General features: G+C 68.5%; 21 protein-coding genes. 17 read left to right on the plus strand and 4 right to left on the minus strand.

What is annotated here, in order from left to right:
• From LMJ29_RS07735 to trpC, 14 genes are all read left to right on the plus strand, one after another.
• Window positions 1–455: DnaJ domain-containing protein (locus tag LMJ29_RS07735; RefSeq protein WP_229604936.1), on the plus strand; the 455-nt coding region annotated here is incomplete at its 5' end.
• Window positions 456–646: 191 nt separating this feature from the next.
• A complete protein-coding gene (locus tag LMJ29_RS07740; RefSeq protein ID WP_229604937.1) occupies window positions 647–3067 on the plus strand; it encodes a PAS domain-containing sensor histidine kinase in 2421 nt (806 codons plus the stop codon).
• Window positions 3064–3693 (plus strand): response regulator, encoded by a 630-nt coding sequence (locus LMJ29_RS07745; RefSeq protein ID WP_229604938.1) that lies wholly within the window; start codon window positions 3064–3066, stop codon window positions 3691–3693. Before LMJ29_RS07740 ends, LMJ29_RS07745 begins: the two co-directional genes overlap by 4 nt.
• Before the next feature lie 297 nt (window positions 3694–3990).
• Window positions 3991–5100 carry an ABC transporter ATP-binding protein gene (locus tag LMJ29_RS07750; RefSeq protein WP_229604939.1) on the plus strand — a complete coding sequence of 370 codons (1110 nt, stop codon included), beginning with the start codon at window positions 3991–3993 and terminating at the stop codon, window positions 5098–5100.
• 56 nt (window positions 5101–5156) lie between these two features.
• Window positions 5157–6188, plus strand: coding sequence for an ABC transporter substrate-binding protein (locus LMJ29_RS07755; protein ID WP_229604940.1), 1032 nt, complete (start codon window positions 5157–5159; stop codon window positions 6186–6188).
• Between the two features lie 108 nt (window positions 6189–6296).
• Window positions 6297–7547, plus strand: a complete 1251-nt coding sequence (locus tag LMJ29_RS07760; RefSeq protein ID WP_229604941.1) for an ABC transporter permease — start codon at window positions 6297–6299, stop codon at window positions 7545–7547.
• A 14-nt stretch (window positions 7548–7561) separates the two neighbouring features.
• Window positions 7562–8389 carry an ABC transporter permease gene (locus tag LMJ29_RS07765; RefSeq protein WP_229604942.1) on the plus strand — a complete coding sequence of 276 codons (828 nt, stop codon included), beginning with the start codon at window positions 7562–7564 and terminating at the stop codon, window positions 8387–8389.
• Window positions 8390–8432: 43 nt separating this feature from the next.
• The gene (locus LMJ29_RS07770; protein ID WP_229604943.1) at window positions 8433–9470 is read left to right on the plus strand and encodes an ABC transporter substrate-binding protein; all 1038 of its coding nucleotides are present in this window, start codon (window positions 8433–8435) and stop codon (window positions 9468–9470) included.
• A 107-nt stretch (window positions 9471–9577) separates the two neighbouring features.
• Complete coding sequence (gene rpe, locus LMJ29_RS07775) at window positions 9578–10252, plus strand: ribulose-phosphate 3-epimerase (RefSeq protein ID WP_229604944.1); 675 nt, start codon at window positions 9578–9580, stop codon at window positions 10250–10252.
• A 44-nt stretch (window positions 10253–10296) separates the two neighbouring features.
• Window positions 10297–10929 carry a phosphoglycolate phosphatase gene (locus LMJ29_RS07780; protein WP_264758816.1) on the plus strand — a complete coding sequence of 211 codons (633 nt, stop codon included), beginning with the start codon at window positions 10297–10299 and terminating at the stop codon, window positions 10927–10929.
• Between the two features lie 227 nt (window positions 10930–11156).
• Window positions 11157–12635, plus strand: a complete 1479-nt coding sequence (gene trpE, locus LMJ29_RS07785) for an anthranilate synthase component I (RefSeq protein ID WP_229604946.1) — start codon at window positions 11157–11159, stop codon at window positions 12633–12635.
• Between the two features lie 12 nt (window positions 12636–12647).
• Window positions 12648–13241 carry an aminodeoxychorismate/anthranilate synthase component II gene (locus LMJ29_RS07790; protein WP_229604947.1) on the plus strand — a complete coding sequence of 198 codons (594 nt, stop codon included), beginning with the start codon at window positions 12648–12650 and terminating at the stop codon, window positions 13239–13241.
• Window positions 13241–14287, plus strand: a complete 1047-nt coding sequence (gene trpD, locus LMJ29_RS07795) for an anthranilate phosphoribosyltransferase (RefSeq protein WP_229604948.1) — start codon at window positions 13241–13243, stop codon at window positions 14285–14287. The genes LMJ29_RS07790 and trpD overlap by 1 nt, the downstream gene beginning before the upstream one ends.
• Entirely contained in the window at window positions 14284–15090 is an 807-nt protein-coding gene (trpC, locus tag LMJ29_RS07800; RefSeq protein WP_229604949.1) for an indole-3-glycerol phosphate synthase TrpC, read from the plus strand. Before trpD ends, trpC begins: the two co-directional genes overlap by 4 nt.
• A gap of 67 nt (window positions 15091–15157) precedes the next feature.
• Here the strand turns inward: trpC and crp are convergent, their stop codons facing one another.
• On the minus strand, window positions 15158–15802 hold the full coding sequence (crp, locus tag LMJ29_RS07805; RefSeq protein ID WP_229604950.1) for a cAMP-activated global transcriptional regulator CRP: 645 nt from the start codon (window positions 15800–15802) through the stop codon (window positions 15158–15160).
• 226 nt (window positions 15803–16028) lie between these two features.
• On the opposite strand from crp, the gene LMJ29_RS07810 reads away from it, so the two are divergent.
• Window positions 16029–16454: an OsmC family protein gene (locus tag LMJ29_RS07810; RefSeq protein WP_229604951.1), complete on the plus strand. Its 426-nt coding sequence runs from the start codon at window positions 16029–16031 to the stop codon at window positions 16452–16454.
• 230 nt (window positions 16455–16684) lie between these two features.
• Window positions 16685–17479, plus strand: a complete 795-nt coding sequence (gene speD / locus LMJ29_RS07815) for an adenosylmethionine decarboxylase (RefSeq protein ID WP_229604952.1) — start codon at window positions 16685–16687, stop codon at window positions 17477–17479.
• Between the two features lie 65 nt (window positions 17480–17544).
• Here speD and coq7 read toward each other — a convergent pair whose 3' ends face one another.
• Together coq7 and LMJ29_RS07825 are read right to left on the minus strand one after the other, a co-directional pair.
• Window positions 17545–18192, minus strand: coding sequence for a 2-polyprenyl-3-methyl-6-methoxy-1,4-benzoquinone monooxygenase (gene coq7 / locus LMJ29_RS07820; RefSeq protein ID WP_229604953.1), 648 nt, complete (start codon window positions 18190–18192; stop codon window positions 17545–17547).
• An 81-nt stretch (window positions 18193–18273) separates the two neighbouring features.
• A complete protein-coding gene (locus LMJ29_RS07825) occupies window positions 18274–18612 on the minus strand; it encodes a histidine triad nucleotide-binding protein (protein WP_229604954.1) in 339 nt (112 codons plus the stop codon).
• 78 nt (window positions 18613–18690) lie between these two features.
• Here LMJ29_RS07825 and LMJ29_RS07830 point away from each other — a divergent pair, with 78 nt between their 5' ends.
• The gene (locus tag LMJ29_RS07830) at window positions 18691–20172 is read left to right on the plus strand and encodes an AAA family ATPase (protein ID WP_229604955.1); all 1482 of its coding nucleotides are present in this window, start codon (window positions 18691–18693) and stop codon (window positions 20170–20172) included.
• Window positions 20173–20179: 7 nt separating this feature from the next.
• Here the strand turns inward: LMJ29_RS07830 and LMJ29_RS07835 are convergent, their stop codons facing one another.
• The gene (locus LMJ29_RS07835) at window positions 20180–20968 is read right to left on the minus strand and encodes an SDR family NAD(P)-dependent oxidoreductase (protein WP_229604956.1); all 789 of its coding nucleotides are present in this window, start codon (window positions 20966–20968) and stop codon (window positions 20180–20182) included.
• Between the last annotated feature and the right edge of the window lie 85 nt (window positions 20969–21053).

The following is a 21053-nucleotide window of genomic DNA, read 5'->3' on the forward strand; positions in this document are numbered from 1 at the left end:
CCTTCGCCCGCGGCCAGCGCGGTGCGCGCAACGCCCAGGCGCTGGCCCAGCTGCAGACGCGCCCGGCGCGCCGCGACACCGTGCTGCGCGCCGCGTGGCGCCTGGCCTGGGCCGGCGACTGTTGCGCCCCGCCGGCGCGCGCGCTGCTCGGCCGCTGGGCCGCCCAGCTCGGCTGCAGTGCCGGGCAACTCGCCGAACTGGAAGCCGCCGCGCTGGGCTGGAGCCCGCCGGCGGCGGAGCGCGACCCCGAGTTCCGCGCCGCCCTGGCGCTGCTCGGCGTCAGCGCCGACAGCCCGCCGGCGACGGTCAAGCGTGCCTATCGGCGCTTGCTCAGCCGCCATCATCCGGACAAGCTGGGCGGCGCCGACGCCGTCCGCCTGGCCAGCGCCACCGAGACCACCCGCCGGCTGCACGCCGCCTGGCAGCTGGTTCGCCAGCGCCAGGACTGGCACTGACCGGGTGTCTGTTTGGTGAGTCCGGTGAGTCGATTGCGGCGCCCATGGCCTCGACACTGGGTTACCTCTCCTTGCCATGGCCCTGCTATGACGGGTCGCGGCGGCTTGTCTCGGAACCCTGGTCAGCCGAACTTGAATCAACCAACCGACCGCACAGGTCACTAGCCCTTCGTCCCCTCCGGGAGCCCTGCATGTCTGTCCGCCCGTCGCTGCCGCGCTACCTGCCGGCGTTGCTCCTGTTCGGCCTGTTGCTGTTCCTCGGCCGTCCGGTTGGCGCCGAGCTGCCCCTGCTGGAGGCCGAGACGGACCAGTGGCTGGACGATCGCCCGACGCTGCAGGTCGGCGTGGTGCTGGAGGCGCCCTACGCCCAGCTCGACCGCCGCCAGCGCCAGGAGCAGCTGGTCGGCGCCCACGTCGAGCTGATGGTGGCGCTCGCCGAGCAGCTCGGCATGCGTCCCGTCTGGCACACCTACGCCGACCAGGCGGCGCTGGAGGCGGCGTTGCAGCGCGGCGAGATCGTCCTCGCTCCCGGCTTGCAGCAGACCCCGGCCGGCCTGCGCCTGTGGCGCTATTCCGACCCCTACCTGCGCATTCCGCACCTGATCATCGGCGAGCGCAGCGGCGCCGCCGCGGTACGCCTCGATCGCCTGGGGCGCAGCGAGCCGGTGGCGGTGCGCGACGGCAGCCCGGTGCAGCGTTTCCTGCGCAGCAGCCACAGCAGCCTCGAGCTGCGTGCGGCCAGTTCGGAGCGCCAGGCGCTGCGCCAGGTGCTGGCCGGCGAGGCGAGCTACGCGGTGATCGACGAGGCGCAGTACAGCCGCCTGCTCGGCGAGGCCGAGTTCGCTCCGTTGCAGGTGCTCGGCGACGTCGGCTACCCGCTGCTGCTGCGTGTCGCCGTGCGCCGCGACCTCGAGCGCCTGGCCTTGCAGGTCGACCAGGGCCTGCGCCTCTTGCCGCCGGAGCGCCTGGAAACCCTGCAGCGTCGCTGGCTGCAGCCGTCGGTGGCGGGGCTGGGCGAGACCGCCGGCTTCTGGCGCAGCCTGGCGCTGCTGCTCGGCCTGCTGCTCGCCGCGCTGATCACCGCCACCTGGTGGCTGCGTCGGCAGAGCAGCGAACTGGAGCAGCGCCTGGCCGCCACCCGCCACGACCTGGAGCTGCGCGAGTCCGCCGAACAGGCGCTGCGTCTCACCCAGTTCTCCATCGACCACAGCACCGTCGGCATCCTCTGGGTCAACTGGGACAGCCACGTGCGCTACGCCAACCACGCCGCCGAGCAGCTGCTCGGCTATCGCCCCGGCGCGCTGGCCGAGCGGCCGCTGCGCGACCTGGAGCCGCAACTGGACATGGACCGCTGGCTGGCGCTGTGGAAGCGCGCACGGGTCAGCGAGGAGGCGCTGGCCTTCGAAACGCGCTGCCAGCGCGCCGACGGCAGCTGGCTGCCGGTGGACCTGTCGCTCAGCTTCCTGCGCTTTCGCGACACCGAGTACTTGGTGATCTACCTCACCGACGTCACCGAGCGGCGCCGCGCGCGCGCCGCGCTGGAGGAGAGCGAGGCACGCCTGAAGGGCATCGCCGGCAACGTCCCCGGCCTGCTGTTCCGCCTGGAGCGCCCCGCGCCCGGCGCCGAGGTGCGCATCTCGTTCATTGGCGAGGGCAGCGCCGGACTGGTCGGCTACCCGGCGGCGACCCTGCTCGAGCGGGAGCGCGGCATCCGCAGCCTGGTCCATCCCGACGAGCGCGACGGCTACTGGAGCAGCCAGCAGGCCGCGCTGGCCGCCGACGACGACTGGCACTGGCAGGGTCGCCTGCTGACCCGCGACGGCACGCCGATCTGGGTCGACCTCAAGGCCACCGCGCGGCGCCTGGCGGGCGGCCGGGTGGTGTGGGACGGCATGGTCTGGGACATCAGCGAACTCAAGCGCATCGAGCTGGCGCTGGCCGAGTCGCGCGCCCAGTTGCGCGAGCTGGCCGCCCACCTGGAAAGCGTGCGCGAGGAGGAGAAGGCGCGCATCGCCCGCGAGGTGCACGACGAGCTGGGCCAGATGCTCACCGTGCTCAAGCTGGAAATCTCCATGTGCCAGCTGGCCCACGGCGAGCAGGACGCCGACCTGCGCGAGCGCCTGCAGCACATGAGTAAGCTGCTCGCCCAGCTGTTCCAGGTGGTGCGCGACGTCGCCACCGCGCTGCGTCCGCCGATCCTCGACGCCGGCATCGCCTCGGCGATCGAATGGCAGGCGCGGCGCTTCGAGGCGCGCACCCAGATCCCCTGCCTGGTCGAGGTGCCCGAGCAGCTGCCGCCGCTCGGCGACGCCAAGGCCACCGGGCTGTTCCGCGTGCTCCAGGAGGCGCTGACCAACATCATGCGCCATGCCCAGGCGCAGAGCGTGGAGATCCACCTGAGCCGCGAGGCGGACGAACTGCAGCTGAGCATCAGCGACGACGGCGTGGGCTTCGACCCCGCGCAGACCCGCAGCGGCTCGTTCGGCCTGGTCGGCATGCGCGAGCGGGTGGCCATGTTCGGCGGCAGTCTGGTACTGGACAGCCGCCCCGGTCAGGGCACTACCCTGTACGTGAGGGTTCCCCTCGATCAGGAGGAAAGGGAAACGGCATGATTCGGGTACTGGTGGCCGAAGACCACACCATCGTCCGCGAGGGCATCAAGCAACTGATTGGCATGGCCAGGGACCTGTGCGTGGCCGGCGAGGCCGGCAACGGCCAGCAACTGCTGGAGATCCTGCGCCAGACCCCCTGCGAGGTGGTCCTGCTGGACATCTCGATGCCCGGGGTCAACGGCCTCGAGGCGATTCCGCGGATCCGCGCGCTGAGCAATCCGCCGGCGATCCTCGTGCTGTCGATGCACGACGAGGCGCAGATGGCCGCCCGCGCGCTGAAGATCGGCGCCGCCGGCTACGCCACCAAGGACAGCGATCCGGCCCTGCTGCTCACCGCGATCCGCAAGGTCGCCGCCGGCGGCCGTTACATCGATCCGGAGCTGGCCGACCGCATGGTCTTCGAGGTCGGCCTGACCGACTCGCGGCCGCCCCACGCGCTGCTTTCCGAGCGCGAGTTCTCGGTGTTCGAGCGTCTGGTGCGCGGCGCCAACGTCAACGAGATCGCCCAGCAGCTGGCGGTCAGCAACAAGACGGTGAGCACCCACAAGGCGCGTCTGATGCAGAAGCTCGACGCCCACTCGGTGGCCGACCTGGTGCGCTACGCCCTGGAGCACAAGCTGGTCTGAACGCCTGCCGGGGCTGCGCTGCTCGGCGGCGGACCCTGGCGTGCCACTGAACGCCCGAAGGGGCAAGCGCAGCGGGTACTGCCCATTCACCCTGCGTAGACGCCGCGTCCTCGACGCGATCTCGCCGAGCCCGGCCCTGGCCGGCGAGATCCTCGGCGGGCCTGGCGCCCTTGTAGGGCGATTCCTACAAAAGGTCTTCCGCCGCGCCTAGGCGATGTCGTCCTGCCCGCCGATTTGCCTGCCGGCCACGGCTGCCTACTCTTTAGCCATAGTCCACCCAGTCCTACAGGTGCGGTCATGGCCGAGACGCAAGGCAACGAGATTCTGGTTAGCTTCCGTGGTGTGCAGAAGAGCTACGACGGCGAGAACCTGATCGTCAAGGATCTCAATCTGGACATTCGCAAGGGCGAATTCCTCACCCTGCTCGGGCCGTCCGGCTCGGGCAAGACCACCAGCCTGATGATGCTGGCCGGTTTCGAGACTCCCACCGCCGGCGAGATCCTCCTCGGCGGCCGGGCGATCAACAAGCTGCCGCCGCACAAGCGCGACATCGGCATGGTGTTCCAGAACTACGCGCTGTTCCCGCACATGACGGTGGCCGAGAACCTCGCCTTCCCGCTCAGCGTGCGCGGCATGAGCAAGACCGACATCGCCGAGCGGGTCAAGCGCGCGCTGTCGATGGTGCAGCTCGAGGCGCTGGCCGGGCGCTACCCGGCGCAGATGTCCGGCGGTCAGCAGCAGCGCGTGGCACTGGCCCGTGCCCTGGTGTTCGAGCCGCAGCTGGTGCTGATGGACGAGCCGCTGGGCGCGCTCGACAAGCAGCTGCGCGAGCACATGCAGATGGAGATCAAGCACCTGCACGAGCGCCTGGGCGTCACCGTGGTCTACGTGACCCACGACCAGGGCGAGGCGCTGACCATGTCCGACCGCGTGGCCGTGTTCCACCAGGGCGAGATCCAGCAGATCGCCGCGCCGCGCGAGCTGTACGAGCATCCCTGCAACGCCTTCGTCGCCAACTTCATCGGCGAGAACAACCGCATCAACGGCCGCCTGGTCAGCCGCAGCGGCGAGCGCTGCGTGGTCGAGCTGCCGCGCGGCGAGAAGGTCGAAGCCCTGGCGGTCAAGGTCGGCCAGCCGGGCGAGCTGGTCAGCCTGTCGGTGCGCCCCGAGCGGGTACGCATCAACGGCCACAGCGCCGGCTGCGACAACCGCTTCTCCGGCCGGGTCGCCGAGTTCATCTACCTGGGCGACCACGTGCGCGTGCGCATGGAAGTGGGCGGGCAGAGCAACTTCTTCGTCAAGCAGCCGATCGCCGAACTCGACCCCGCCATGGCGGTGGGCGACGTGGTGCCGCTCGGCTGGCAGGTCGAACACGTCCGTGCGCTCGATCCGCTGACCGCGGAATAGCGCTGCGGCCCGCAAGTGGCAAGTACCCCAAAACGCAGCATCCTGGAGAAGAATAAATGTCGAAATCCCTGAGGTTCGCGGCCCTGACTTTGGGCCTGGGTTGTAGCCTGTCGGCCGTGGCGGCCGATCTGACCACCATCTCCTTCGGTGGCGCCAACAAGCAGGCGCAGACCAAGGCGTTCTACGAGCCCTTCGAGAAGGCCACCAGCCACAAGGTCATCGCCGGCGAGTACAACGGCGAGATGGCCAAGGTGAAGGCGATGGTCGACACCGGCAGCGTGAGCTGGAACCTGGTCGAGGTGGAGTCGCCGGAGCTGGCCCGCGGCTGCGACGAGGGCCTGTTCGAGGAACTCGATCCGGCGCAGTTCGGCAACTCCGCCGACTTCATCCCCGGCGCCATCCAGCCGTGCGGCGTCGGCTTCTTCGTGTGGTCGACCGTGCTGGCCTACAACGCCGACAAGCTGAAGACCGCGCCGACCAGCTGGGCCGACTTCTGGGACGTGAAGAAATTCCCGGGCAAGCGCGGCCTGCGCAAGGGCGCCAAGTACACCCTGGAGTTCGCCCTGATGGCCGACGGCGTCGCGCCCCAGGACGTCTACAAGGTGCTGGCCACCGACGAGGGCGTCGACCGCGCCTTCAAGAAGCTCGACGAGCTGAAGCCGCACATCCAGTGGTGGGAAGCCGGCGCCCAGCCGCCGCAGTACCTCGCCTCCGGCGACGTGGTGATGAGCTCGGCGTACAACGGCCGCATCGCCGCGGTGCAGAACGAGAGCAACCTCAAGGTGGTGTGGAACGGCGGCATCTACGACTTCGACGCCTGGGCCATCCCCAAGGGCGCCAAGGATCAGGAAGCGGCCCGCGAGTTCATCGCCTTCTCGGTCAAGCCCGAGCAGCAGAAGGCCTACGCCGAGAACATCGCCTACGGTCCGGCCAACAAGAAGGCCATCGACCTGCTGCCCAAGGAGCGTCTGACCCTGATGCCGACCACCCCGGAGAACATCGCCAACCAGGTGGCCATCGACGTGACCTTCTGGGCCGACTACGGCGAGCAGCTGGAACAGCGCTTCAACGCCTGGGCCGCCAAGTAACAGTCCCGGCGGGCGGCGCCGCGCCGGTGGCGCGCGCCGCTCCGTCCGCGGGGAACACCCCGCTGTCCTGCCCGGCCGCCGGCGGCGGCCATCTGTCCGGAGTTGAACATGGCTAGCGCAGTGTCCGTCCCTTCCGAGGTTGCCGGCCTCACCCTCAAGCAGCGCCTGGCGCGTGCCGAGCGGCTCAACCGCCTGAAGTCGCAGGCGTTGATCCTGCCGCTCTTCGCGTTTCTCCTGCTGACCTTCCTGGTGCCGATCGCCGCGCTGCTCTGGCGCAGCATCGACAACCCCGAGGTGGTCGGCGCCCTGCCGCGCACGGTCGAGGCGATCCAGTCCTGGGACGGCCGCGGCCTGCCGCCGGAGCCGGTCTACCGCGCCCTCGGCGAGGAGCTGCCGCAGGCTCGCAAGCAGCAGACCCTCGGCGATCTGTCCAAGCGCCTGAACATGGAGCTGTCGGGTTACCGCAGCCTGCTGAACAAGACCGCGCGCCAGCTGCCGCTGGCCCAGGAGCCGACCTCCTGGCGCGAGGCGCTGGAGCACATCGACGAGCGCTGGGCCGACCCGGCCTACTGGCAGGCGATCCAGCGCAATGCCAGCGGCGTCACCCCCTATTACCTGCTGGCCGCCCTCGATCATCGCATCGACGAGCTGGGCGAGCTGGCCTCGGCCACCCCCGACCAGGCGATCTACCTGGAGATCTTCGCCCGCACCTTCTGGATGGGCCTGGTGATCACCGCCATCTGCCTGGTGCTGGCCTACCCGCTGGCCTACCTGCTGGCCAACCTGCCGGCACGGCAGAGCAACCTGTTGATGATCCTGGTGCTGCTGCCGTTCTGGACCTCGATCCTGGTGCGCGTCGCCGCGTGGATCGTGCTGCTGCAGTCGGGCGGCCTGATCAACGGCACGCTGCAGGCGCTGGGCATCATCGACGAGCCGCTGCAACTGGTGTTCAACCGCACCGGCGTGTACATCGCCATGGTGCACATCATGCTGCCGTTCATGATCCTGCCGATCTACAGCGTGATGAAGGGCATCTCGCCGACCTACATGCGCGCCGCGGTGTCGCTCGGCTGCCATCCGTTCGCCAGCTTCTGGCGCGTGTACTTCCCGCAGACCCTGGCCGGGGTCGGCGCCGGCGGCCTCCTGGTGTTCATCCTGTCGATCGGCTACTACATCACCCCGGCGCTGCTGGGCAGCCCGAACGACCAGATGATCAGCTACTTCGTCGCCTTCTACACCAACACCACCATCAACTGGGGCATGGCCACCGCCCTCGGCGGTCTGCTGCTCGCCGCTACCCTGTTGTTCTACGTGATCTACAGCTGGCTGGTCGGCGCCAGCCGTCTGCGCCTGGGCTAACGAGGAGAATCGTCATGCTGAGCCCCCACATGTCGCCCATCGAGCGCGCCTGGTTCTGGACCCACCGCAGTCTGTGCGGCCTGATCCTGCTGTTCCTGATCCTCCCGGTGCTGGTCATCGTGCCGCTGTCGTTCAACGCCGGCACCTTCCTGGTCTACCCGCTGCAGGGCTTCTCGCTGCGCTGGTACGAGGAGTTCTTCACCACCGCCGAGTGGCTGCGTGCGCTGAAGAACAGCCTGATCATCGCCCCGGCGGCCACCGTGCTGGCCATGACCTTCGGCACCCTGGCGTCGATCGGCCTGACCCGCGGCGAGTTCCGCGGCAAGGCGCTGCTGATGAGCATCCTGATCTCGCCGATGGTGGTGCCGGTGGTGATCGTCGCGGTGGCCAGCTACCTGTTCTTCGCCCCGCTGGGCCTGGGCAACAGCTACATCTCGCTGATCCTGGTGCACGCGGTGCTCGGCGTGCCCTTCGTGATCATCACCGTGACCGCCACTCTGCAGGGCTTCAACCAGAACCTGGTGCGCGCCGCCGCCAGCCTCGGTGCGACGCCGGTGACCGCGTTCTTCCGCGTCACCCTGCCGCTGATCGCGCCGGGGGTGATCTCCGGCGCGCTGTTCGCCTTCGCCACCTCCTTCGACGAGGTGGTGGTGACCCTGTTCCTCGCCGGTCCCGAGCAGGCCACCCTGCCGCGGCAGATGTTCAGCGGCATCCGCGAGAACCTCAGTCCCACCATCGCCGCCGCCGCCACCCTGCTGATCGGCTTCTCGGTGGTGATGCTGCTGACCCTCGAATGGCTGCGCGGGCGCAGCGAGAACCTGCGCACCCAGCTGCCGGAGTGAGGCGCAGGATGCGGACGATTGCATGGAAAGACGGAGTGTGACGATGAGGCAGGTATGCAGGGGCGGCGTGCTGGCCGCCCTGCTCGGTGGCGCGGCGGCGCCGGCGTTGGCCGACTACGTGACCGTGGTGTCCTTTGGCGGCGCCAACCAGGAGGCGCAACGCGCCGCCTTCTACGAACCCTTCAAGCAGGCCTCCGGCGACGCGGTGGTGCACCGCGCCTACAACGGCGACATGGACAAGCTCAGGCGCCAGCTGGAGCAGAGTCACGTGTCGTGGGACGTGGTCGAGGTAGAGGCCCCGGAACTCAAGCGCGGCTGCGCCGAGGGCCTGTTCGAGCAGCTCGAACCCGGCCTGGTCGGCGATCCGGGGGACTTCGTGCCCGGCGCGCTGCAGCCCTGCGGGGTCGGCATCTTCGTCTGGTCGATGGCGCTGGCCTACGATCCGCAGCGTCTGGACGGGGCTCCGGCCGGCTGGCGCGACTTCTGGGACGTCAAGCGCTTCCCCGGCAAGCGCGGCCTGCGCGAGGGCGCGCGCTACAACCTGGAGTTCGCCCTGCTGGCCGACGGCGTCGCCGTGGCGGACGTCTACAAGGTGCTGGGCAGCGCCGCAGGCGTCGAGCGCGCCTTCCGCAAGCTCGACGAACTCAAGCCGCACATCAGCTGGTGGAAGGCCGGCGAGGAGCCGGTGCGCGCCCTGCGCGACGGCAGCGTGGCGATGAGCACGGCCTACAACGGTCGGGTCAGCGCCGCCGGCGGCGAGCAGCCGCTGGCCCTGGTGTGGGGTGGCAGCATCTACGACTTCGACTACTGGGCGTTGCCCAAGGGTGTGTGGAAGGGCGATCTGGCGCGGCGCTTCGTCGCCTTCGTCAGTCAGGCCGAGCAGCAGAAGGCGCTGGCCGAGCGCATCGCCTACGGCCCGGTCAACCGCCGCGCGCTGGCGCTGCTCGACCCCCGGGTCGCCGCCGGGCTGCCCACCGCCGAGCAGAACATCGCCGGCGCGCTAGGCATGGACGTCGACTTCTGGAGCCAGCACGGTCCCGCGCTGGAACGGCGCTTCGCCGCCTGGCGCAAGGGCTCCTGAGGTGCGTGCCGGACGCCGCCGCGAGGCGTGAGCGTCCGGCAACCCTTGCCCGGGCCCCGGCGAAGCTGGAAACTTTGTATTTTCCGGCTCCCTGCCCCGAGGTACCCATGCAACCCTTCGCCATCGCCCCCTCGATCCTCTCCGCCGATTTCGCTCGCCTGGGGGAGGAGGTGGACAACGTTCTCGCCGCCGGTGCCGACATCGTCCACTTCGACGTGATGGACAACCATTACGTGCCCAACCTGACCATCGGCCCGATGGTCTGCAGCGCGCTGCGCAAATACGGCATCGGCGCGCCGATCGACGTGCACCTGATGGTCAAGCCGGTCGATCGCCTCATCGGCGACTTCCTCGAGGCCGGCGCCAGCTACATCACCTTCCACCCGGAGGCTTCCCAGCACATCGATCGGTCCCTGCAGCTGATCAAGGATGGCGGCGCCCAGGCCGGCCTGGTGTTCAACCCGGCCACCCCGCTGGATTGCCTGAAGTACGTGATGGACAAGGTCGACATGATCCTCTTGATGAGCGTCAACCCCGGCTTCGGCGGGCAGAAATTCATCCCCGGCACCCTCGACAAGCTGCGCGAGGCGCGCGCGCTGATCGACGCCTCCGGCCGCGCCATCCGCCTGGAGATCGACGGCGGGGTGAACGTCAACAATATCGCCGAGATCGCCGCCGCCGGCGCCGACACCTTCGTCGCCGGCTCGGCGATCTTCAACCAGCCCGACTACAAGGCGGTGATCGACGCCATGCGCGCCGAGCTGGCCAAGGTTCGCCCGTGAGCGCACTGCGTGGCCTGTTCGCTGGGCGCCTGCCGCGCCTGGCGATGTTCGACCTCGACGGCACCCTGGTCGACTCGGTGCCGGACCTGGCCGTGGCGGTCGATCGCGTGCTCGTCCAGCTGGGCCGCGCGCCGGCCGGCCGCGAACGGGTGCGCCTGTGGGTCGGCAACGGCGCGCGGGTGCTGGTGCGCCGCGCGCTGGCCGGCGGCCTCGACCACGACGGCGTCGACGAGGCGCTGGCCGCCGAGGCGCTGGAGCTGTTCATGGCCGCCTACGCCGACAACCACGTCCTGACCGATGTTTATCCAGGCGTGGTCGAGACGCTCGATCACCTGCGTGCGGCGGGCGTGGCGCTGGCGCTGATCACCAACAAGCCGGCGCGCTTTCTGCCCGAGCTGCTGGCCGACAAGGGCCTGGACGGCTACTTCCAGTGGCTGGTCGGCGGCGACACCCTGCCGCAGCAGAAGCCTGATCCCGCCGCGTTGTTCTGGGTGATGGCGCAGGCCGGCGTCTCGGCCGGCGAGGCGCTGTTCGTCGGCGATTCGCGCAACGACGTGCGCGCCGCGCGCGCGGCGAACGTGACCTGCGTGGCGCTGTCCTACGGGTATAACCACGGTGAGCCGATTGCCCTGGAAAATCCGGCGATGGTCGTCGACGACCTGCGCCAGCTGCTGTGAGCGGCGCCGGTCGCCGGTTTCTTGCTTGCTTCACCGGGGGCGCTGCGCTAGTGTGCTCCATCCGTAGCAAACCCGCCGAAGAGATCAGATTCGTGGTGGTCACCTGCAAACTGTGGATGAAAGTCATCAAGGCTCTGGCCCGCTGGCGCTGGCGCGCCTGATTTCGTCCCTGCCGGCACGCCGGCGCGCTTTGCATAACGACCGTTTTTAAGGCCCCGAGGCTGATCATGACCCGTGAAGAATTCCTGCGTTTGGCCGCTGCCGGCTACAACCGCATCCCGCTCGCCCGCGAAACCCTCGCCGACTTCGATACCCCGCTGTCCATCTACCTGAAGCTGGCCGACGCGCCCAACTCCTACCTGCTCGAATCGGTGCAGGGCGGCGAGAAGTGGGGGCGCTACTCGATCATCGGCCTGCCGTGCCGCACCGTGCTGCGCGCCCATGGCCGCCAGGTGCGGGTGAGCGTCGACGGCATCCAGACCGAGGCCGGCGAGTACGCCGATCCGCTGGCCTTCGTCGAGCAGTTCCAGGCGCGCTACAAAGTGCCGACCCTGCCGGGCCTGCCGCGCTTCAACGGCGGCCTGGTCGGCTACTTCGGCTACGACAGCGTGCGCTACGTCGAGCCGCGCCTGGGCGAGTGCCCCAATCCCGATCCGCTGGGCACCCCGGACATCCTGCTGATGGTTTCCGACGCGGTGGTGGTGTTCGACAACCTCGCCGGCAAGCTGCACGCCATCGTGCTGGCCGATCCCTCTGAGGCCAACGCCTACGAGGCGGGACTGGCGCGCCTGGAGGAGCTGTTCGCCCGCCTGCGCCAGCCGATCACCCCGCGCCTGGGCGTCGACCTGGCCGCACCGGCCGGCGCCGAGCCTACCTTCCGCTCCAGTTTCAGCCGCGAGGACTACGAGTGCGCGGTGGGCGCGATCAAGGAGTACATCCTCGCCGGCGACTGCATGCAGGTGGTGATCTCCCAGCGCATGTCGATTCCCTTCGCCGCCGCGCCCATCGACCTGTACCGCGCGCTGCGCTGCTTCAACCCGACGCCGTACATGTACTTCTTCAACTTCGGCGACTTCCATGTGGTCGGCTCCTCCCCCGAGGTGCTGGTGCGCGTCGAGGACGGCCTGGTCACCGTGCGGCCGATCGCCGGCACCCGCCCGCGCGGGGTCACCGAGGAGCAGGACAAGGCCCTGGAAACCGACCTGCTGTCCGACGCCAAGGAGCTGGCCGAGCACCTGATGCTGATCGACCTGGGCCGCAACGACGTCGGCCGGGTGTCCGCCACTGGTTCGGTGCAGGTCACCGAGCAGATGGTCATCGAGCGCTACTCCAACGTGATGCACATCGTTTCCAACGTCACCGGCCAGCTCAAGCCGGAGCTGTCGGCGATGGACGCCCTGCGCGCCATCCTGCCGGCCGGCACCCTGTCCGGGGCGCCGAAGATCCGCGCCATGGAGATCATCGACGAGCTGGAGCCGGTCAAGCGCGGCGTCTACGGCGGCGCGGTCGGCTACCTGGCGTGGAACGGCAACATGGACACCGCGATCGCCATCCGCACCGCGGTGATCAAGGACGGCGAGCTGCACGTGCAGGCCGGCGCCGGCATCGTCGCCGACTCGGTGCCCGCGCTGGAGTGGGAAGAAACCCTGAACAAGCGCCGCGCCATGTTCCGCGCGGTGGCCCTGGCCGAACAAAGTGCAGAGTGAGGGGAGCCCGCCATGCTGCTGATGATCGATAACTACGACTCCTTCACCTACAACCTGGTGCAGTACTTCGGCGAGCTGGGTGCCGAGGTCAAGGTGGTGCGCAACGACGAGCTGAGCGTCGAGCAGATCAAGGCGCTCAATCCCGAGCGCATCGTGGTCTCGCCCGGGCCGTGCACGCCCAACGAGGCCGGCGTGTCGCTGGCGGTGATCCGCGAGTTCGCCGGCAAGCTGCCGCTGCTCGGCGTCTGCCTCGGCCACCAGAGCATCGGTCAGGCCTTCGGCGGCGAGGTGGTGCGTGCGCGCACCGCCATGCACGGCAAGACCAGCCCGGTGTTCCATCGCGACCAGGGCGTGTTCGCAGGCCTCGCCAACCCGCTCACCGTGACCCGCTACCACTCGCTGGTGGTGCGCCGCGAGAGCCTGCCTGCGGACCTGGAGATCACCGCCTGGACCCAGTTCGAGGACGGCGCTGTCGACGAGATCATGGGCCTGCGCCACAAGACGCTGAACGTCGAGGGCGTGCAGTTCCACCCCGAGTCGATCCTCACCCAGCAGGGCCACGAGCTGCTGGCCAACTTCTTGAAGCAGAGCGGAGGCGTGCGCTGATGGACATCAAGGAAGCCCTCAACCGGGTGGTCAACAACCTCGACCTCTCCACCGCGGAAATGCAGGACGTCATGCGCCTGATCATGACCGGCCAGTGCACAGACGCGCAGATCGGCGCCTTCCTGATGGGCCTGCGCATGAAGAGCGAGACCATCGACGAGATCGTCGGCGCCGTGCGGGTGATGCGCGAACTGGCCGCCCCGGTGCAGGTCGACGCCGAGCGGCTGGTCGACACCTGCGGCACCGGCGGCGACGGCATGAACATCTTCAATGTATCCTCGGCGGCCGCCTTCGTGGTCGCCGCCGCCGGCGGCAAGGTGGCCAAGCACGGCAACCGCGCGGTGTCCGGCAAGAGCGGCAGCGCCGACGTGCTGGAGGCGGCCGGCATCTACCTGGACCTCACTCCGGCGCAAATAGCGCGCTGCATCGAGACGGTCGGTGTCGGCTTCATGTTCGCCCCGTCCCACCACGGCGCCATGCGCCATGCCGCGCCGGCGCGCCGCGAGCTGGGCCTGCGCACCGTCTTCAACATGCTCGGCCCGCTGGCCAACCCGGCCGGGGTGCGCCACCAGGTGCTCGGCGTATTCAACCAGGCGTTGTGCCGGCCGCTGGCCGAGGTCCTGCAGCGTCTGGGCAGCCAGCACGTGCTGGTGGTGCACGCCCAGGACGGTCTCGACGAGATCAGCCTGGCCGCGCCGACCCATATCGCCGAGCTCAAGGACGGCATGATCAGCGAGTACCGCATCCAGCCCGAGGACTTCGGCATCAAGAGCCAGAGCCTGATCGGCCTCAACGTCGAGGGCGCCGAGCAGTCGCTGGCGCTGATCCGCGACGCCCTCGGCCGCCGCCAGAGCGAGGCCGGCCAGAAGGCCGCCGAGATCATCATCCTCAACGCCGGTGCGGCGCTGTACGCCGCCGACCACGCCACCAGCCTCAAGGAAGGCGTGCAGCTGGCCCACGACGCCCTGCACACCGGTCTGGCCCGCGAGAAGCTCGACGAGCTGGCCGCCTTCACCAACGTGTTCAAAGTGGAGAACCAGGCATGAGCGTGCCGACCGTGCTGGAAAAGATCGTCGCCCGCAAGGTCGAGGAAGTCGCCGCCGCCCGTGCCCAGGTGTCGCTGGCCGAGCAGGAAGCGCGCGCCCGCGAGGCCTCCGCGCCGCGCGGCTTCGCCCGTGCGCTGCAGCAGCGCGCCGCGCGCTGCGAGGCCGCGGTGATCGCCGAGGTGAAGAAGGCCTCGCCGAGCAAGGGGGTGATCCGCGAGTCCTTCGATCCGGCGCAGATCGCCGCCAGCTACCAGGCCGGCGGCGCCACCTGCCTGTCGGTGCTCACCGACGTCGACTTCTTCCAGGGCGCCAACGCCTACCTGCAGCAGGCGCGCGCCGCGTGCAGTCTGCCGGTGATCCGCAAGGACTTCCTGATCGATCCCTACCAGGTGATCGAGGCGCGCGCCATCGGTGCCGACTGCGTGCTGCTGATCGCCGCCTGCCTGGACGACGTCCAGCTGGTCGAGCTGGCCCAGGTGGCCGGGGAACAGGGTCTCGACGTGCTGGTCGAGGTGCACGACGGCGAGGAGCTGGAACGCGCCCTCAAGCATCTGGACACTCCGCTGCTCGGCATCAACAACCGCAACCTGCACACCTTCGAGGTGTCGCTGCAGACCACCCTCGACCTGCTGCCGCGCATCCCGCAGGACCGCCTGGTGATCACCGAGAGCGGCATCCTGTCGCGCGCCGACGTCGAGCTGATGGAGCGGCATGACGTGTGGAGCTTCCTGGTCGGCGAGGCGTTCATGCGCGCCGAAGAGCCAGGCGAGGAGCTGCGCCGGCTGTTCTTCCCCGCCGGCTGATCGGCAGGGCAACAAAAAGGCCGTCCAGGGCAACCGGGACGGCCTTTTTGCTGAAGGCGGTGGCGTTTCAGCGGGTACCGAACACCACCATGGTCTTCCCCTTGACGTGCACCAGCCCCTGTTCCTCGAGGCTCTTCAGTACGCGGCCGACCATCTCCCGCGAGCAGCCGACGATGCGGCCGATTTCCTGGCGGGTGATCTTGATCTGCATGCCGTCGGGATGGGTCATCGCGTCGGGCTGCTTGCACAGTTCGAGCAGGGTGCGCGCCACCCGGCCGGTGACGTCGAGGAAGGCCAGGTCGCCGACCTTGCGGGTGGTCTTGCGCAGGCGATCGGCCATCTGGCTGCCGAGGGTGTAGAGGATGTCCGGGTCCTGCTGGGTCAGCTCGCGGAACTTGGCGTAGCTGATCTCGGCCACCTCGCACTCGGTCTTGGCGCGGACCCAGGCGCTGCGCTCCTGCTCGCGGCCCTCCAGGTCGAACAGCCCCATCTCGCCGAAGAAATCGCCCTGGTTGAGGTAGGCGATGATCATCTCGCGGCCGTCGTCGTCCTCGATGAGGATGGTCACCGAACCCTTGATGATGAAGAACAGCGTTTCGCAGCGATCCCCGGCGTAGATGATGGTGCTCTTCGCGGTGTAGCGACGGCGATGACAGTGCGCAAGCAGCTTGTCGAGGTTCTTGATCTTTGGTGTGAGGCTAATAGCAACCATGCCCGATCCCGAAAAATAAAAAGAGGTGTAAGCCCGTGCCGCAGGCGAGTTCTTGTTGTTTTAGAGCCCAGCAGTGTGCCAGTAAAGTGGCGTCACCTTAACAGCCTCCCCGCATTCAGTAGGGTCAAATTGCGTGACAGATCACAGAGGTTCGACTAAAGAAGCCCCGCGGAGAGCTGTGTTAAGCTGGCGCCCTCCATTTATACACCAGCGCGGAGTCAAGCTGATGAAAGCACGTATCCAGTGGGCCGGCGAGGCCATGTTCCTTGGCGAGTCGGGCAGTGGTCACGTGGTGGTGATGGACGGTCCGCCGGAGAGCGGTGGCCGCAACCTCGGCGTGCGGCCGATGGAGATGCTGCTGCTCGGCCTCGGCGGTTGCAGCAGCTTCGACGTCGTGCACATCCTCAAGAAGGCCCGTCAGCCGGTCGAGGGCTGCGAAGCCTTCCTCGAGGCCGAGCGCGCCGCCGAGGACCCCAAGGTGTTCACCAAGATTCATCTGCGCTTCGTGGTCAAGGGCCGTGGCCTCAAGGAGGCGCAGGTCAAGCGCGCGGTGGAACTGTCGGCGGAGAAGTACTGCTCGGCGTCGATCATGCTGGCCCGCGGCGGGGTGGAAATCAGCCACAGCTACGAGATCGTCGAGCCGGCCGCCTGAGCGCGCCGCCACAATCTGCCGGCAGGCTCTAGGCGAGGGGGCCGGCCATCTGCATAATGTCGCGCTTATTTTTTCAAGGCGCCGCGTGATCCCCATGGATGGCGCGGCGCCTTCTTTATAGCCAGTCGCCAAGGCGAAGAGGTGCAAGTCGTCCTACGCAGCTGCCGCGCGCAGTTGACGGGCACGCCACAACCGCGGCAACGCCGCATACACCTGGGGAGTTACCGACGGTGAAAAGCAAACTCAAGCTCCATGGGTTCAACAACCTGACCAAGACCTTGAGCTTCAACATCTATGACATCTGCTACGCCGAGACGCCGGAAGACCAGCAGGCCTACGTCCAGTACATCGACGAGGTCTACGACGCCGAGCGCCTGACGCAGATCCTCACCGATGTGGTCGAGATCATCGGCGCCAACATCCTCAACATCGCCCGCCAGGACTACGATCCGCAGGGCGCCAGCGTGACCATCCTGATCTCCGAGCAGCCGGTGGAGCCCACCGACAGCCAGATCGAGCAGTCGCCCGGCCCGCTCAAGGAAACCATCCTGGCGCACCTGGACAAGAGCCACATCACGGTGCACACCTATCCGGAGATCCATCCGGTGGAAGGCATCGCCACCTTCCGTGTCGACATCGACGTGTCGACCTGCGGGGTGATCTCGCCGCTCAAGGCGCTCAACTACCTGATCCACTCGTTCGACTCGGACATCGTCACCGTCGATTATCGCGTGCGTGGCTTCACCCGCGACGTGGAAGGCAAGAAGCATTTCATCGACCACGAGATCAACTCGATCCAGAAGTACCTCTCCGACGACACCAAGGAGGCGTACCAGATGACCGACGTGAACGTGTACCAGGAGAACCTGTTCCACACCAAGATGCTGCTCAAGGACTTCGACCTGGACAACTACCTGTTCGGCGACGCCGCCAGCAATCTTTCCGCCGCGCAGCGCGAGCAGGTGGAAGAGCGGGTTCGGCACGAGATGCTGGAGATCTTCTACGGCCGCAACATGCCGCACTGAGCCGTTGGCTTCAGGCAAACGAAAAGGGCACCCGAGGGTGCCCTTTTGCGTTTCTGCCGCTGGCCTTAGATTCGGTAGGTGGCCTTGGTCATTACCTTGGACAGCAGACTCATGCCGGCCTTGACCGGCGCCGGGAAGCGCAGGCCGCCGGCATCCAGTGCGGCGGTGGCGTGCTGCAGTTCGTCCTCGCGCATCTGCTCGAGGATCGCCTGCGAGCGGCCGTCGCCGTGGGGCAACTGGGCCAGGTGATGATCGAGGTGCTTGACCACCTGGTCTTCGGTGGCGGCGACGAAGCCGAGGCTGACCCGGTCGCTGACCAGCCCGGCGGCGGCGCCGATGCCGAACGACAGGCCGTAGAACAGCGGATTGAGCAGGCTGGGACGGCCGCCCAGTTCGCGGATGCGTTGTTCGCACCAGGCCAGGTGGTCGATTTCCTCGTCGGCCGCCTGCTCCATGGCCCGGCGCACCTGCGGCAGCTTGGCGGTCAGCGCCTGGCCCTGGTACAGCGCCTGGGCGCACACCTCGCCGGTGTGGTTGATGCGCATCAGGCCGCAGACGTGCTTGGCCTCGGCCTCGTCCAGCGCCACCTCTTGCTGGTCGCGGGCGGGCGAGGGGCGGCTCGGCTGGCCGCTGAACGGCAGCAGAGTGCGCAGGGCGGCATCGGCCTGCAGCAGCAGGCGGTCGGCCGGGGAGTAGTGGCGTTGGCTGGTCATGGCGACCTCCGGGTAGGGCGACGGCGGCAAGTCTGGCGCAGGCGGCCGATAGCCGCCTTGCGCGGGATCAGGGCTGCGCGATCAGCCCGGCGGCCAGTGCATCTGGCGCTGGCCAAGCACATGCATGTGGATGTGGTAGACGCTCTGGCCGCCGTGCTCGTTGCAGTTCATCACCACGCGGAAGCCTTCCTCGCAGCCCTGCTCGCGGGCCAGCCGCTGGGCGGTATGCACGATGTGGCCGAGCAGGGCCTTGTCCTCCTCGCCGATATCGTGAAGGGTGGCGATGTGCTTTTTCGGAATCACCAGAAAATGCACCGGCGCCTGCGGGCCGATATCGTGGAAGGCGACCACCTGGTCGTCCTCGTAGAGCTTGCGCGCCGGAATGGCGCCGTCGACGATCTTGCAGAACAGGCAATCCACAGGCGTCTCTCCATTGGTTGCGGGTGGACCGAGTTTACCGGCCACGCCCGCCGCCGCCCACCCCCACAAGGAGTCAGTGTGAAGAACGATATTCATGACCTGGGCCTGGTGCTCGATTCGCGCGTGCGCTTGATCGTCATCGAGTCCTGGGACGAGTCACGGGTGCTGGAGACCTTGAGTGCGTTGGCGATCAAGCGCGGTCTGGGCCTGTACCTGTGGTCGGTCACCGAGGGCGTGCAGCGCCTGGGCTTCGGCGGCGAGCCGCTGGGCGAGGGCGACAGCCGCGAGCCCGAGGTGGCGCTGCGCCTGGTCAAGGCTGACCGGCAGGCCAACCTCTACGTGTTCTGCGATCTGCACCCGTTCCTCGATGACAGTCCGCGCCTGGTGCGCCTGCTCAAGGAGGTGGCGATGGCCGAGGGCAACCAGCGGCCGACCCTGGTGCTGGTCTCCCATGCCCTCAAGCTGCCGGGCGAGCTGCAGCGTCTGGCGGCGCGCTTCAGCCTGGCGCTGCCCGGCGAGGACGAACTCATGGCCATCGTCCGCGACGAGGCGCAGCGCTGGAGCGAGCGCAACCAGGGCCTGCGCGTGCGCAGCGACAACCGCACCCTGCAGCAACTGGTGAAGAACCTGCGCGGCCTGGCGCATGCCGAGGCGCGGCTGCTGGCGCGCAACGTGATCTGCAACGATGGCGCCATTACCCAGGACGACCTGCCAGAGCTCAACCGCGCGCGTTTCCAGTTGCTCGACATGGACGGCGTGCTCGGCTTCGAGTACGAGACCGCGCGCTTCGCCGACGTCGGCGGCCTGGGCAACCTCAAGCGCTGGCTGGGCGAGCGCCGCGAGGCCTTCCTCGCCGCCGACACCGGCGATCGGCCGCGCGGGGTGCTGCTGGTCGGCGTACAGGGCGGCGGCAAGAGTCTGGCGGCCAAGGCGGTGGCCGGTCTGTGGGGGTTGCCGCTGCTGCGCCTGGACTTCGCCTGCCTGTACAACAAGTACTTCGGCGAGACCGAACGCAATCTGCGCGATGCGTTGAAGATGGCCGAGCAGATGGCGCCCTGCGTGCTGTGGATGGACGAGATCGAGAAGGGGCTGGCCAGCGGCGAGCACGACGGCGGGGTGAGCCAGCGGGTGCTCGGTACCCTGCTGACCTGGATGGCCGAGCGCAAGGCGCCGGTGTTCTTGGTCGCCACCGCTAACGCCATCCACCGTCTGCCGTCGGAATTGGTGCGCAAGGGGCGCTTCGACGAACTGTTCTTCGTCGACCTGCCGGATGCGGCGGCGCGCGCGGAGATCTTCCGCATTCATCTGGCGCGCCGCGAGTTCGATCCCCTGCAGTTCGATCTGACGCTGCTGGCCACGGCCAGCGCCGGCTTTTCCGGGGCGGAGATCGAGCAGGCGGTGGTCAGCGCGCTCTATGCGGCGCAGGCCCGGCAGTGCGCGGTGGAGCAGGCGCTGCTGCTACAGGCCCTGCAGCAGACCGCGCCGCTGTCGGTGGTGATGGCCGAGGAGCTGGCTGCGTTGCGCGCCTGGGCGGCGGAACGCACGGTGCGTGCCGACTGACGCCGGCTCAGCCGGGCAGCAGGCGCCGGTTGAGGCGGGTGGCCAGGTGGCGCGCCAAGGCGCGCGGCAGCAGTTGGGCGGCGCCGGCCAACAGGCGGTTACGCCAGCCGGGAAGGATCAGCGCGCGGTCGCGCTCCAGTCCCTGCAGGGCCAGCTGGGCGAGCTGCTCGGCGTTCATCAGCCAGGGGCTGTCCTTCAGCGGACGCAGGTCGAGACCGGCGTTGCGCCAGAACGGCGTGCGCACCGGGCCGGGACAGAGCGCCGAGACCTGCACGTTCTGGCTGCGCAACTCCTCGCGCAGCCCTTCAGAGAAGTGCAGCACGAAGGCCTTGCTGGCGTAGTAGCTGCTCAGCCAGGGGCCTGACTGGAAGGCGGCCAGCGAGGCGACATTGAGGATCTTGCCGCCGCCGCGGCGTGCCATGGCATTGCCGAGGGCATGGCACAGGCGGGCCAGGGCGAACACGTTGAGCTCCAGCAGCTTGCGCTCGTCGTGCCAGTCGTTGTCGAGAAAACCGCCGGCACAGGCGGCGCCGGCGTTGTTGACCAGCAGGTCGACCTGATAGTCGCACTGCTCTATCTCGTAGAGCAGTCCGGACAGCTGCAGCGGCTCGGTCAGGTCGCAGACGCGGAACATTACCTGGACGCCGAAACGCTGGCTCAGCTCGCAGGCGATACTTTCCAGCGCCGGCCGCTCGCGGGCGACCAGGATCAGGGCGTGACCGCGCCGCGCCAGGGCTTCGGCCAGGGCCAGGCCGATGCCGCTGGAGGCGCCGGTGATCAGGGCATATTGGGGCATGCGGGTCTCCGTGACTGCCTGGCTGGCCGCGCAAAAGGGGCGCAGTTTACCCTGCCCTGCGGCCGCTGGCTCGCCGAACCGGTGG

The organism is Pseudomonas oryzagri (assembly GCF_020831405.1).
In the GTDB taxonomy this organism is placed as follows: domain Bacteria; phylum Pseudomonadota; class Gammaproteobacteria; order Pseudomonadales; family Pseudomonadaceae; genus Geopseudomonas; species Geopseudomonas oryzagri.

Coding starts and splice junctions, on each gene's coding strand:
- LMJ29_RS07740 (WP_229604937.1), top strand. CDS start 647: ATGTCTGTCCGCCCGTCGCTGCCGCGCTACCTGCCGGCGTTGCTCCTG.
- LMJ29_RS07745 (WP_229604938.1), top strand. CDS start 3,064: ATGATTCGGGTACTGGTGGCCGAAGACCACACCATCGTCCGCGAGGGC.
- LMJ29_RS07750 (WP_229604939.1), top strand. CDS start 3,991: ATGGCCGAGACGCAAGGCAACGAGATTCTGGTTAGCTTCCGTGGTGTG.
- LMJ29_RS07755 (WP_229604940.1), top strand. CDS start 5,157: ATGTCGAAATCCCTGAGGTTCGCGGCCCTGACTTTGGGCCTGGGTTGT.
- LMJ29_RS07760 (WP_229604941.1), top strand. CDS start 6,297: ATGGCTAGCGCAGTGTCCGTCCCTTCCGAGGTTGCCGGCCTCACCCTC.
- LMJ29_RS07765 (WP_229604942.1), top strand. CDS start 7,562: ATGCTGAGCCCCCACATGTCGCCCATCGAGCGCGCCTGGTTCTGGACC.
- LMJ29_RS07770 (WP_229604943.1), top strand. CDS start 8,433: ATGAGGCAGGTATGCAGGGGCGGCGTGCTGGCCGCCCTGCTCGGTGGC.
- rpe (WP_229604944.1), top strand. CDS start 9,578: ATGCAACCCTTCGCCATCGCCCCCTCGATCCTCTCCGCCGATTTCGCT.
- LMJ29_RS07780 (WP_264758816.1), top strand. CDS start 10,297: ATGTTCGACCTCGACGGCACCCTGGTCGACTCGGTGCCGGACCTGGCC.
- trpE (WP_229604946.1), top strand. CDS start 11,157: ATGACCCGTGAAGAATTCCTGCGTTTGGCCGCTGCCGGCTACAACCGC.
- LMJ29_RS07790 (WP_229604947.1), top strand. CDS start 12,648: ATGCTGCTGATGATCGATAACTACGACTCCTTCACCTACAACCTGGTG.
- trpD (WP_229604948.1), top strand. CDS start 13,241: ATGGACATCAAGGAAGCCCTCAACCGGGTGGTCAACAACCTCGACCTC.
- trpC (WP_229604949.1), top strand. CDS start 14,284: ATGAGCGTGCCGACCGTGCTGGAAAAGATCGTCGCCCGCAAGGTCGAG.
- crp (WP_229604950.1), bottom strand. CDS start 15,802: ATGGTTGCTATTAGCCTCACACCAAAGATCAAGAACCTCGACAAGCTG.
- LMJ29_RS07810 (WP_229604951.1), top strand. CDS start 16,029: ATGAAAGCACGTATCCAGTGGGCCGGCGAGGCCATGTTCCTTGGCGAG.
- coq7 (WP_229604953.1), bottom strand. CDS start 18,192: ATGACCAGCCAACGCCACTACTCCCCGGCCGACCGCCTGCTGCTGCAG.
- LMJ29_RS07835 (WP_229604956.1), bottom strand. CDS start 20,968: ATGCCCCAATATGCCCTGATCACCGGCGCCTCCAGCGGCATCGGCCTG.